Source organism: Xylanibacter ruminicola Ga6B6, from assembly GCF_000687715.1.
Taxonomy (GTDB): Bacteria; Bacteroidota; Bacteroidia; order Bacteroidales; family Bacteroidaceae; genus Prevotella; species Prevotella ruminicola_B.
The window spans coordinates 67,499-80,567 of the sequence record NZ_JHXD01000004.1; the positions used below are offsets into that span (position 1 = coordinate 67,499).

The 13,069-nt window shown below is 52.4% G+C and carries 10 protein-coding genes and 1 riboswitch; of the genes, 6 read left to right on the forward strand and 4 right to left on the reverse strand.

The features are described 5' to 3' along the window. Positions 1-12: 12 nt before the first annotated feature. Together T500_RS15120 and T500_RS0104265 are read right to left on the reverse strand one after the other, a co-directional pair. A complete protein-coding gene (locus T500_RS15120; RefSeq protein WP_051611867.1) occupies positions 13-1,173 on the reverse strand; it encodes a sirohydrochlorin cobaltochelatase in 1,161 nt (386 codons plus the stop codon). Continuing rightward, the gene (locus T500_RS0104265) at positions 1,160-3,274 is read right to left on the reverse strand and encodes a TonB-dependent receptor plug domain-containing protein (RefSeq protein ID WP_028907077.1); all 2,115 of its coding nucleotides are present in this window, start codon (positions 3,272-3,274) and stop codon (positions 1,160-1,162) included. The genes T500_RS15120 and T500_RS0104265 overlap by 14 nt, the downstream gene beginning before the upstream one ends. A gap of 54 nt (positions 3,275-3,328) precedes the next feature. Continuing rightward, positions 3,329-3,519: riboswitch (cobalamin riboswitch) on the reverse strand. Positions 3,520-3,600: 81 nt separating this feature from the next. Between T500_RS0104265 and T500_RS0104270 the strand changes: the two genes are divergently transcribed. The 4 genes from T500_RS0104270 to cbiD are packed head-to-tail and all read left to right on the forward strand — an operon-like array spanning position 3,601 to position 9,657. Then, positions 3,601-4,878, forward strand: a complete 1,278-nt coding sequence (locus T500_RS0104270; RefSeq protein WP_028907078.1) for a cobyrinate a,c-diamide synthase — start codon at positions 3,601-3,603, stop codon at positions 4,876-4,878. Then, on the forward strand, positions 4,875-6,128 hold the full coding sequence (locus T500_RS0104275) for a bifunctional cobalt-precorrin-7 (C(5))-methyltransferase/cobalt-precorrin-6B (C(15))-methyltransferase (protein WP_028907079.1): 1,254 nt from the start codon (positions 4,875-4,877) through the stop codon (positions 6,126-6,128). Before T500_RS0104270 ends, T500_RS0104275 begins: the two co-directional genes overlap by 4 nt. Further along, on the forward strand, positions 6,116-7,891 hold the full coding sequence (cobM, locus tag T500_RS0104280) for a precorrin-4 C(11)-methyltransferase (RefSeq protein ID WP_028907080.1): 1,776 nt from the start codon (positions 6,116-6,118) through the stop codon (positions 7,889-7,891). Before T500_RS0104275 ends, cobM begins: the two co-directional genes overlap by 13 nt. Then, positions 7,888-9,657 (forward strand): cobalt-precorrin-5B (C(1))-methyltransferase CbiD, encoded by a 1,770-nt coding sequence (gene cbiD, locus T500_RS15125; protein WP_036908426.1) that lies wholly within the window; start codon positions 7,888-7,890, stop codon positions 9,655-9,657. The genes cobM and cbiD overlap by 4 nt, the downstream gene beginning before the upstream one ends. Here cbiD and T500_RS0104290 read toward each other — a convergent pair. Together T500_RS0104290 and T500_RS0104295 are read right to left on the reverse strand one after the other, a co-directional pair. After that, complete coding sequence (locus T500_RS0104290; protein WP_013064059.1) at positions 9,581-10,600, reverse strand: iron ABC transporter permease; 1,020 nt, start codon at positions 10,598-10,600, stop codon at positions 9,581-9,583. The genes cbiD and T500_RS0104290 overlap by 77 nt on opposite strands. Next, positions 10,597-11,700: an ABC transporter substrate-binding protein gene (locus tag T500_RS0104295; RefSeq protein WP_028907081.1), complete on the reverse strand. Its 1,104-nt coding sequence runs from the start codon at positions 11,698-11,700 to the stop codon at positions 10,597-10,599. Before T500_RS0104295 ends, T500_RS0104290 begins: the two co-directional genes overlap by 4 nt. A gap of 76 nt (positions 11,701-11,776) precedes the next feature. Here T500_RS0104295 and T500_RS0104300 point away from each other — a divergent pair, with 76 nt between their 5' ends. Further along, entirely contained in the window at positions 11,777-12,556 is a 780-nt protein-coding gene (locus tag T500_RS0104300) for an adenosylcobinamide-GDP ribazoletransferase (protein ID WP_028907082.1), read from the forward strand. Next, positions 12,553-13,062 carry a bifunctional adenosylcobinamide kinase/adenosylcobinamide-phosphate guanylyltransferase gene (cobU, locus tag T500_RS0104305; protein WP_028907083.1) on the forward strand — a complete coding sequence of 170 codons (510 nt, stop codon included), beginning with the start codon at positions 12,553-12,555 and terminating at the stop codon, positions 13,060-13,062. The genes T500_RS0104300 and cobU overlap by 4 nt, the downstream gene beginning before the upstream one ends. Positions 13,063-13,069: the final 7 nt, after the last annotated feature.

A 13,069-nucleotide genomic window follows, 5' to 3' on the forward strand; every position in this document is an offset into this window, starting at 1 on the left:
AACTAATCTTAATTATTCGGCTGCTGTTGTTGGTGTCGAGAGAGCCTCGTCGGTGCCCAGCTTGGCGATAGCCTCACGGGTGTGGTTCATCCACAGTTTGCGAACGGCGCTACGCTCAGCCAGTCCGGGGATATACTCCTCGCCGCTCTTATACTTCTTCCAGCAAGCCTCAGTGTAGTTGGTCTCATAGGCAGCAGTCTCAATGCCTGCAGCATTAAACATAGAGAACCAGCTCTCATCATCCTCATCATCAGCCATATCGTTGTGGGCGTGATCACCGGCGATACTCATCAGCACAAACAGCTGAGCCTTCTTGCTTGCATTCTCAGGATAAGATATGGTCTTGGTTACATCGCCAATCTGATAGTCGAATGTGCCACCAGCAATGTGGTTAAGTACATCCTCGGCATAAGTCTCGTCCATATCAACGGTACCTACATAGAAGTTAGGATTGATTTCGCGCAGATACTCCTCCAGCTGCAGGTAGCGCACGTTACCACCATAGTAGTCGTAACCCTCTGGATTACCATGACCCATGAAAGCCACGATACCCTGAGCCACAGCGGCCTTCACGTCAGCCTCGTTGTTCAGTGTGCTAGCCAGTGTCTTGGCGTCGCTCTCCTCAGCCATCAGTGGGGTACCTACAACCACCTGGCGGTCCAGACTCTTCATGTAAGCATCAGTGAAGTCGCCATTACGGTTGTTCATGAAGTCCTTCACATAGCTGTCGCGCACACGGCGATACTCCTCACCAGGGATTACCTGCAGAGACTGCACCACCACCTGCTTGTAACCAGCCAGTCCGATAGCAGTGAGCCAGTGCTCTGGGTCGTAGTAGTCCTTTGGTTCCACATTCTCACCCGCACGGGCATTGTTGATACAGATGGCCGAAGAGAATGAGAGATACACATCCCATCCAGAGAAACTTGCCTTGTAATCCTCTACCACCTTATCAAAGGTGTCATAGGCCTGCTCCCAGGTAGAGCCAAAGGCCACCAGCAGAATCACTTTATCATTTTTCTTCTGGTTGTTTACTGTCTGGTTCACAGCTTGCTGATACCTGTCATAGTTCGACTGTGTTGATTTGTTGTCATCATCGCTGTCGCAAGCTGTAAACAGTGCGCTGCCCACTACTGTCAGCATGGCCAGCATCAAAAACTTAATCTGTTTCATTGTTGTTGTAATTAAAATTAGACTTAAACTTATTTGATAGTTTCTTACCTTGATTGAATCTCAGTGTGAGCGAGGCATAGATAGTTCTGCCTGGCGAAGTGGTGCCCAGATGCAGTCCGTGAGGCGTGCGGTCCACGAAATCAAAGATGTTGTCGATACCGGCATCCACTTTCAGCAGTCGGCCTATCTGATGATTGGTTGAGAGTCGCCACAATTGATAACCCTTGCCGTCGCCGTCTATCTGATAGTAGCGCTTACTGCTCAAGCGTCCGTAGATACCCACGCCCAACTGGTATTTCTTTGAGAACTGATGGTTCCAGGTGGCATATACGTTAGCCTTGTGATGCGCCATACCGTCGATGGTCACCTTCTGCATCACGTCGTTCTCAGTGTCATACTGGTTGGCTTCGGTGTCCAGATAGCTGTAGCTACCACCAGCTGTGAAGTGCTTACCCTGATAGCGCACGGTGAAATCCACGCCATAGGTCTTGGCATCTTCCATATTCTGATATTGACGCACACGGATGGGGTCGTATTTCGTAATCAGTTCGCCCGGAGCCTGCTTGGTAGGTATGGTCACCAGCGTGATCATGCGGTCCACCTTATTAATATAAGGCGCCAAGGTCAGCGTCAGGTGCCCGATGGTATATTCCACGCTGGCACCGAAATAATTCGAGGTCTGTGCCTTCAGGTCTTCATTGCCCAGGTAGAGATACACACCATTCATATTCTTGATATACTGATAGTGCAACTCCTTAGGCGTAGGTGTCTTGTAACCCTGACTCCAGGTGGCTCGCAGTCGCAGGTCGCCCAACTTCAGCATGGCTGACAGTTTTGGTGTCAGTCGGGTGCCGAATCCCTCATTGCGGGTCAGTCGCAAACCGCCTGTGATGTAGAGTGGATCCAGCAGTGCCCACTCGTCCTGCACATACAGTGCTTCGGTATTGTCAGTCGCTTTTCCGCCAGCCACACGCATCGGCGCTTTCAACCAGTCGTAGCGATACTCCAGTCCGGCACTCAACTGCTGCTCATAGGGCAACGCAAAGATTCCTTTCAGCGAGATGTTAGTCAGTCGCTGGTCGCTCTGCAGTTCCTTATCACCGGGGAAGTAAGGGAAATAATTGGTAAAACGGCCGTTCACATAGCCATCCGTCAGCGTGGTGTCGGTATAGGCGTAGTTATAGGCATGCTTCTTCCAGTCGGCATCCAGCGTAATCACGTCGGTCTTGTTCAGCTTCCACTTACCACCTACCGACGCCGACGCATTGTTGTACTGCAGATCCCATGTCTTCACGTCCACACCGGGATGATGACCGCAGGGGCGATAGATGCGCTTCCAGTAGATGCTACCGTCGGCATAGAGTTCGATGGCAGGCGTGAGCTGATAAGTCAGTCGCTCAGCTATCTGCCAGTTGGTATGCCGGTTCACCGTCTTGTTGCGCGAGTCGGTGATGTGGTATTCCGTTTGTTGGATAGCTTCCTCGGCGGTGTTCTGCCAACCGTCGGAGTGCTGCAATTGGAAGTTGGTGTAGCTCGACAGTTTACCATAGTTGAGCGCCACGCCGTTATGCTGCCTGATGTCGCCATAAGAGCCCACGCGCGTGGTGTTCTCCACCATCACGCCCTGTTCGCGATGCTTGCGGGTGATGATATTGATCACACCAGCTATCGCATCACTGCCATAGAGGGCACTCGAGGCCCCTTTCACGATTTCTATCTTCTCGATATTATGCGGGTCGATAAGACTCAGGTCGTTCTCGCCACCATTATCACCATGCAGGCGCCTACCGTCTATCAGTATCAGCACATACGCGTTGCCCAGACCATTCATCTGCAGTCTGCTACTCATATCGTTCTCGCTGAAATCGAACGATGCCGTCAGTCCCGACAGGATATCCTCGATACTCTTGCCGGCATACTGCTGCAACTGCCGGCGACTGATCACTTCGGTCTGCACGGGCGCATCTTTCAGCAGGTGCTGCGTACCAGTACCTGTCACCACCACCTCCTGCAAACTATCAGCACGCCAAATGTCGGTCTGGGCATTTGCACCAATAGCAAGCAAACTCAGGCCTATTGCCAATTGCTTCTCTAGTTTCATTACTATCAAATTATCACAACCGCTAACTCCTGAACGGTCTAAAGTTAAATTGTCAATCTTCAATTGACATTCGGCAGGTCTTCTGACTTTCCTCAGTCTGCCTTACCTTCCCGAGCCTGTGGCTCAGTGGCGTTATACAGGCAAACCCTTTTTGCGAGGATTACAGCTGCAGGTACAGTTACGGATTCTCACCGTATTCCCTTTTCATCGTAGTGGCATCGGCCACCAGATGACCTTATTTTGGCGACAAAGGTACAACTTTTTTCGGTTAACCACACATATTTAGCAGAAAATTTATATATTTGCACCCAAATCAACTTCAGAAGATGTCGAACAAGACAGCGTTTATGATAGCAGCACCCACCAGTGGTTCAGGCAAGACAACCATTGCCCGAGGCCTGATGCAGTGGTTCACCCAGAACGGTTACCGGGTGCAGCCCTTCAAGTGCGGGCCCGATTATATCGACACTAAATTCCACACAGCTGTCTGTGGGCACCCGTCGGTCAATCTCGATACCTTTATGACTACGCCCGCACACGTACGCGCGCTATTTGCGCACTACGGGACTGATGCTGACATCTGTATCGTCGAAGGTATGATGGGCCTTTATGATGGCTACGATCGCGAACTGGGTTCGTCGTACGACATCGCCCGCGTGCTTGATATTCCCGTGATTCTGGTGGTCGATGCCAAGTCGGCAGCCTACTCGATGGCAGCCCTCTTATCGGGCTTTATCCACTTCCGCGGCGACGTTCGTATCGCTGGTATAATATTTAACAAAGTTGGTTCGCAGCGCCACTTCAACATGCTGCGCGAAGTGTGCAATGAGCTCCATGTCAAGTGCCTGGGCTACCTGCCTAAATCGCCCGACCTGGAGCAAAATTCACGCTATCTGGGGCTCGATTTCTCACAACTACCCGAGTCAGACCAACTGACTGCCCTTTTAGAGGAGAATATCGACCTCCCATCTCTCAAAAGTCTCACTACCACGCTCCATGACGAGGTAAAGTCCCAAACAAGAAACTGCGAGTTTCGGCATCTGGAAACGAAAACGCTTATAGCCAGGAATCATGAAAGTTTTTCGTTCATCTATCAGGAGACTTTAGACCAGTTTGGCGACGTCATTTTCTTCGATCCTGAGAAAGATGTGCCAACTTTTGATGGCATCGACCTGCTCTATCTGCCAGGCGGTTATCCTGAGAAGCATCTGGAGGCATTAGTGGCCAATCAGGCTTGTCTGCATACTATCAAAAAATTTGCGGAAGATGGCGGCAGGATTGTTGCTGAATGTGGCGGTATGATGTACCTCTGTCAAGCCATCATTACCGACGATGACAGCTACCCCATGTGCGGTGTACTGCCCTACTCGATCACTGCCCGCAAAACTGATCGCAAGCTGTCCTTAGGCTACCGCCAGTTCACCTTCGATGACAAGACCTATCGAGGGCACGAATTCCATTACACGCAATTCATCGGCGATACCCCTGAGAGTATCACCCAAGTCTATAACGCTAAAGGTGAGCCTGTACCAACGCCAATTTTCAGATATCACAACGTACTGGCCAGCTACACGCACCTTTATCAAATACCCAGCATCCTATGAAATTCATCGTCATCGGTATCACAGACAACCCCAACCCCTATTTTCCCCCTGAGGTGATGGCCATCATACGCGATGGAAAGGTGTTTTCTGGCGGCAAGCGCCACCATGAGATTGTAGCCCCGCTGCTGCCTGCAGATGCCGAATGGATAGACATCACTGTACCGCTCGATGTCGTATTTGATAAGTACTCTCAACTTGCATCACTCCACTCGACCTTTGGTCGCTCGCAAAGCGAGAACACTAGACACTCAACAGAAATCATCGTCTTAGCTTCTGGAGATCCGCTGTTCTTTGGGTTTGCGAATACGATTCGTAGGAAGATACCAGATGCTGAAATCATCGTCTATCCTACCTTCAACTCGCTGCAGTTGCTGGCCCACCGATTGGTGATGCCCTATCACGACATGCGTATCGTGTCGCTCACAGGGCGCCCATGGGCTGAATTCGACAGAGCACTCATCGAGCGCGCACCGAAGATAGGTATCCTAACCGACCGCGAACATACACCAGCCACGATTGCCCAGCGCATGACCGACTACGGATATACCGATTTCATCATGCACGTGGGCGAGAAATTAGGCAATCCATCGGAAGAGCACCTTTCTACGCTTTCGCCGAAAGAGGCAATCCATCGTGATTTTGCCATGCCTAATTGCATCATCCTGGAACACCGTGGCACAGTGCCACCACGACCATTCGGCATTCCCGATGCTGCCTTCACACTCCTCGACGGGCGCGAAAAAATGATCACCAAGATGCCCATCCGCTTGTTGACGCTGCAGGCCCTCCAGTTGACCGGTCGCCATGTGCTCTGGGATATCGGCTTCTGCACAGGTAGCGTCAGCATCGAGGCGCGCCTGCAGTTCCCACACCTGCAAATAGAGGCCTTCGAGATTCGTCCTGAGTGCGAATCCATCATCCAGGAGAACACCCGGAAGTTTGGCGCGCCAGGCATCCATATCCATATAGGCGACTTCCTTGAAACAGACTTGACCACCCTTCCAAAACCCGATGCCGTATTCATTGGCGGGCATGGAGGAAAACTTAAAGAAACCATAGCTAAGTTGCTGACAGTCATATCAGATAACGGCATCATTGTGTTCAATAGCGTCACCTCATCGAAGGTCACCACCGACAGTCATCAGCTCTGGGATGAAGCCTGTGCCGAACTCGGTTTGCAGCAATTTCCACCCCAACGCATACAATTAAATGATTATAACCCCATAGAGATATTATCATGCAAGAAATAGCCATCATTCAGATTAGCGATGCTGGCAGCGAAATCGCCAGTCAGTTGCAGTGCGAACTCGGTGCCGAACTCATCCAACGAACCGATGTTGGTAACCAATGGGCAGCCTATGATGCCTTCGTTTTCATCGGTGCCATGGGCATCTGCGTGCGCACCATCGCCCCTTACATCGAAGACAAGCATACCGACCCGGCCGTGGTCTGCATCGACAGTTTTGGGTTCAACGTCATCTCCGTTCTCTCCGGCCATATCGGTGGCGCCAACGACCTGACACGCCGCATTGCCGCTCATCTTGGTGCGCGCGAAGTGATCACCACCCAGAGCGACAATGCCGGATTGTGGCCACTCGACACGCTGGCCAAGCAGTTCAACTGGGATATGGCAAGTCTTGACGATATCAACGCATGCATCAGCGCTTTCGTGAATCGCGAGCCCACTGCACTGCTCATGGATATCCGCGACGCAGGTACCGACTTTCTGGAGCGCACCCTGCCCGACCATGTCACCATCGTCAACAGCATAGATGAGGTTACCCCCCAAAGATTCAGACTGCTTATCCAGGTGACGCCCTTCATCATCGACACCCCGCCAGGCGTACTCGAGGTGTGCTATGTGCCAAAGGTAGGCGTACTGGGATTTGGTCTGGCTAGTCATCCAGCCAACTACGAGCATATCCTTGACGAGATCGACGAGGCCATCGCTGGCAACGATATCATGCCTTGCTACAAGCGCTTCTGCACCATCGATGTGAAGCGGGATGAGGAGTTCTGCGCCGAGCTCAGAAAAGAACCAAATAGCGAGGTGGTTTATTACACCGCCGAGGAGTTGGCCAAGGTAGAAGTACCCAATCCTAGCGAAACCGTAGAGAAACATGTGGGCACGCCCTCTGTCTGCGAGGCAGCGGCTATTCTCGGTTCCGACCACGGCAAACTGATTCTTCCTAAGATAAAAGGTAAGAACTGGACGGCGGCCTTGGCCATCGACCGCAAATACCTGCGCGAGCAGAAAGGACACATAGAGATTGTAGGCGCAGGCCCTGGCGATCCCGATTTGGTAAGTGTACGAGGACGCAAGATGCTCGAAAGGGCTGATTTGATACTCTATGCAGGCTCACTTGTTCCAAAGGCTTTGACGGAATGCCACAAGCCAGGCGCCGTGGTGCGCTCTTCGGCCGATATGGCACTCGAAGAGCAGTGCGCACTGATGAAGGAGCATTACGATAAAGGCCATTTCATCGTTCGTCTGCACACCGGCGATCCCTGTATCTTTGGTGCTATTCAGGAACAGATGGCCTTTTTTGATGCCCACCAGATGGAGTATCATATCACCCCAGGCATCAGCTCGTTCCTCGCTGCCGCCGCCGAACTGCAGAGCCAGTTCACGATTCCCGAGCGCTGCCAGACGATTATTCTCACCCGCGGCGAAGGGCGCACGCCCATGCCCGAGAAAGAGCAGTTACACCTGTTGGCCAAGAGTCAGAGCACGATGTGCATCTTCCTCTCAGCCAGTATCGTAGATGATGTGCAGCGCGAACTGCTGCAGGAATATCCTGCAGACACCCCCGTGGCAGCCTGCTATCACCTCACCTGGCCCGACCAGAAAATCTATCGCGGCAAACTTAAAGATTTAGCGGAAATAGTGCACCGTAACAACTTGACACTCACCACGATGCTTGTTGTTGGCGAGGCTATCGACAACCGTCAAGGGCTGTCGGAACTCTATTCAAAACACTTCACGCATCTATTCCGAAAAGGCGAAGCATGATACTGGTATTTGGCGGAACAACAGAGGGTCGCAAGGCTGTGGAAGTACTGGAAGAAGGAGGCTCGCCCTACTTCTACAGCACCAAGACCGGTGAACAGGACATCACGCTGCAGCATGGTGTGCGGATAGACGGTGCGCTCGATGAAGCGGCAATGACGCGCTTTTGCACGGAGCACGGCATCCGCATGATTGTGGATGCCGCCCATCCCTTTGCAGCCCTGTTGCATCGGACCATCGCCACGACTGCCAGCGCACTCTCGCTGCCCGTAGTGCGCTTCGAGCGCATCTACCCGCCACGCGACCCGGCCATCACCTGGATTGATGACTACACCCAGATACCACGCGACATCCATAGCCTTCTCGCCACCACCGGTGTACAGAGCATCAGCAAACTGAAACCGCTCGAAGCCACCGGCGTCAAGGTGTTCTACCGCATTCTGAAAAGAGATTCGTCGATTGCATTGGCCCTAAAACAAGGGGCTACAGCAGAACAGCTATGCTACTATGAAGCCCCTAATGACATCCCCATCAAAGCAGATGCTATCCTATTGAAGGAAAGCGGCTTATCAGGCGGGTTTACAGAAAAGACAGGAGCGGCTAAGGCCTGCGGCATGGAAGTGATAGCCATCAAGCGACCAGCACTGCCCGAGTCATTCATCGTGGTTGACGGTCCCTACGGACTGCGGAGGGCGGTAGAGAAATGGCTCCCAGAGTTCTATCCCCTGCACAGCGGACTCACCACGGGCACCTGTGCCACGGCAGCAGCAGTGGCAGCCTGCATTCGTCTTTCTACAGGTGATACGCACGCTCAGGTGCCTGTGATGCTGCCTAACGGCGAGACCATCCATGTAGCAGTGAGCTATGGCGACGACTATGCCGCCTGTATCAAAGAAGCCGGCGACGACCCGGATGTTACCAATGGCATCGAGGTCAGGGCCCAGGTTACCGAATCCGGTCACTTTGAGATTCTTGGTGGCGAGGGTGTTGGCAGGTTTACGCTGCCAGGCTTCGATTATCCCCCAGGCGAGGCTGCCATCAACAAGGCACCACGGGAGATGATTCGCCAGAACTTAGAAAGATTGAAGATGGAAGATGGAAGATTGAAGATTGTGATTAGTGTGCCGCAGGGGGCTGAGATTGCGCGCAGGACTTTTAATCCGCGATTGGGGATTGAAGGGGGCATCTCCATCATTGGTGTTTCGGGCATCGTAAAGCCGTTTAGTGAGGAGGCGTTTGTGGATAGTATCCGTAAGTGTATGACGGTGGCTAAGGCGTCTCAATCGGCAAGAGTGGTGATCAATAGCGGCGGAAAGAGTGAGCGGTTTGTGAAGGCCCTCTACCCCGAGCTGCCCCAACAGGCGTTTGTGGAGTATGGCAACTATATTGGCGAGACGCTCAAGATAGCCCATGAACTGGATATACGCAGCATCACACTCGGCGTGATGATAGGCAAAGCCGTCAAACTGGCGGCTGGTCATCTCGACACGCATAGCAAACGCGCCACCATGGATAAAGCGTTTATCAGTGAGATGCTGCACGAGGCCCATTGCGATATCGACATCAGCGATATCACCTTGGCACGCGAGATATGGGAGAGACTCTCCCCAGAACAACAACAGGATTTTGCCGACGTCATCATCAGCCATTGCGCCGCTTATTGTCAACCGCTACTGCCCAATGGCGAGTTGACTATTCTTCTGATTGCCGACGACGGAACAATACTACCGCTATCACCGGCGCACCAACCAGTGCCGTCACGGAGTTAACGGGCAGTGCACCCTCGAAACCAGGCATACGGGCTATGAGATTGCATACCAGCGCCAAGGCCGCCCCACAAAACATCGTGGCAGGCATCAGCACGCGGTGATCGCTACTGCCAAACAAGGCGCGCGCCAGATGGGGCACCGCCAATCCGATAAACATGATAGGTCCGCAATAAGCTGTGACGATGGCCACCAGCACACCCGAGCTCAGAATCACCAGCAGTCGGGCACGCTTGATGTTCAGTCCCAGATTGGCAGCATATCTATCGCCCAGAAGCAGCAGATTCATCGGTTTCACCAGCAGGCAGGCCAGCGGCAGCAGCACACACATCAGTACCACAAACAGCACCATTTCATCGCCCGACACGCGCGAGAACGAGCCTAAGCCCCACACCACGAATGCCTTCACATCCTCTTCGGGCGAGAGAAACTTCAGTACACCGATGATGGCATTGGCCAGATAACCTATCATCACACCGATAATCAGCAGCGTCACATTTCCCTTCACCTTCTGCGAGAGCCATACGATGAGCATCATCACCGCCAGGGCACCGATGATAGCCGCCACACTCATGGCAGCATCGCCCAGATAACCCAGTCGGCTCAGTGCCACGCCACCTATCCTACCCGACAGTAGCACCACGAAAGCCACACCAAGCGCCGAACCATTGGAGATACCCAATACCGAAGGTCCTGCCAACGGATTGCGGAACACCGTCTGCATCTGCAGTCCGCTCACCGCCAGTCCGGCACCAGCCACAACAGCCGTCATCACCTGTGGCAGTCGTGATTGCCAGATAATATTCGTCCATATCTCGTTGGAGGTATCACCAGCCAGAATGCGGCACACATCCCCCACCGGAATCTCTACCGACCCCAGCAGCAGGTTTACAATCGCCAGCACAGCGATACCCAGCAACAGTGCTATGAACTTCGGTGCTTTCATTTCAGCAAGCGATAGAATGTAGGTTTATAATCAGACTCCACCAGTTCTGGATGGAAGATAGCCACAAAATCCTTCAGCAGCGCGTCGGGCCTCACGGGCGATATCTCGTAATAGGCAGTCTGCTTCATGTTGCAGTAGATCACCTTTTTCTCCTTATAAGCCTTGAAGAGCTCGTTGCGCGGTTCAGATGCCTTCAGTGCCTCGTACGAGAACTCACCGGGATAACTATTCAAGATGCGCCAGTAGTCGGCATTGGCTGCCAAGGCATACATCTTCTCAAACTCCAAGTCTTCGCCACTGGTCTCCTCATCGTCGATCACGTAGTCGGCTCCTGCATCGCGGAATATCTGAGCCAGATAGTTCTTGCCGCCCACCGCATGCCAGTTGCCGTAGTGCATCTCACCACTCAGCACGGTGGGGCGTTTTGTCACGTTCTGTGTTTTCTCTTTCAGAGCGTTATACCGACTCTCTATACCGGCAAACACCTCGTTGGCCTGCTGCTCCTTACCTATCAGCATACCCACAAACTTGATCCATTCAGCCTGTCCCAGTGGGGCGAGCTCTTTATAGCCCAGATGGGGCACTAGTGTGATACCCGTCTCCTTGATGGCATCATAACCGCCACGTTTAGAGGGAGATATCAGGATTATCTGAGGATTTGCTGCAAGCACTATTTCGGTATCAAAATTACCCTCCATACCTATCTTTACAATCTTGCCTTCCTTCACGCGTTGCAGGATATCCTGGTTATAGAGGTTCTTGGTGCCAGTGATGCCCTTCACCACATCGTGCGCATCCAGCGCGGTGAAGTTAGACAGTTGCAGGGCCGTCATACAGATGGTGCGCGTGATGGGCACCTGAATCCTGGTATAGCCCTCAGGCGCGTCGGCATCCGATTTCATCAGTGCAAAATGATACTTGTCACCGATATCCACCAGTCGCACGCCAGCCGAATCCTTCACGCTGAACCCTGTGGCATATTTCACGGTGATAGCAGCGGTAGAGTCGGCCTCACCATCGCCCTGCGCCTGTTGCACACCCTTACCCTTGCACCCCACAAAGAGTGCTGCAGCCACTATCATCCATGCTATTTTCTTCATTTTTTATCATTTTATTGGTTTCGTGTGTGCAAAAGTACAAAAAGTTTTCATATCTTTGCCCTCAAAAACGAAAATTATGCAAATAAACATTGATCAGACGCATTGGTACGACCGTGTTTGGGCGGCGCTGATATTTTTCACCCGACTGCCCTTTTGGCGACTGCATCAGCCACCACAGGTATGCTACAAAATGGTAGTAGAACACTGGCCTTTGGCAGGCTGGATTACAGGTGGTGCTATGGCTGCCACGCTGTATTTCGGAAGTTGGTATCTGCCTTACATGGTGGCTGTGATACTGGCTATCGTGGTACGACTGCTAATAACTGGTGCGCTACACGAGGACGGACTGGCCGACTTCCTGGATGGTTTTGGTGGTGGCGGTAACAACCGAGAACGCATCTTGGCCATCATGAAAGATTCGCATATCGGCACTTATGGCGTTATCGGTCTGATTTGCTACGAGTTGTTGTTATTTGCAGCTTTGTTCGCCATGCCTCCCGCTTTGGCAGCACTCACCGTTTTAGCTGCCGATCCATATGCCAAAATGGTTACTTCGCAACTCATCATTATGATGCCATATGCCCGCAATATCGAGGAGTCGAAAGCTCGTACCGTATATCGTAAAATCAGTGTAAAGGCTGGTATAGGGTTAGCCATTCAAGGGCTCCTGCCAATGGCGGCTTACATCTGGTACACGGGCATGCGCTGGGATCTGATTATCTTCCTTCCTGCCCTCGTGATGTATTTCCTTTATCTGCTCATCTGGCGCAAGATTCACGGCTATACCGGCGACTGCTGTGGTGCCGTTTGCTTGTTGGTTGAGTTGAGTGTTTATTTGGTTGTTTGTACGCAATGAAAAAGATTATATTGATTACAGGCGGTCAGCGCTCGGGTAAGAGCACCAAAGCCGAAGAACTAGCGCTGCAAATGAGCGCGAATCCCGTTTACTTAGCCACCGCCCATATCTGGGACGAAGAGTTTCGTGAACGAGTACGTAAGCACCAGGAGCGTCGCGGTCCGGAGTGGACGAATATCGAGGAGGAGAAATACCTCTCGAAGCACGACCTGACGGGCCGCGTGGTGGTGATAGACTGCGTGACGCTGTGGCTGACGAACTGGATTTCGACTGAAACCACCGACATCGACACAATCCTAACAGCAGCGAAACAAGAGTTCGACCAATTCACCGCTCCCGATGCCACCTATATCTTCGTGACCAACGAGATAGGACTGGGTGGTGTGAGCACCAACCAACTGCAGCGGCGCTTTACCGACCTGCAAGGTTGGATGAACCAAAACATCGCCCAGAAGGCCGACGAGGTTATCCTCATGGTCAGCGGCATCCCAGTAAAAATCAAATAAATCCGTG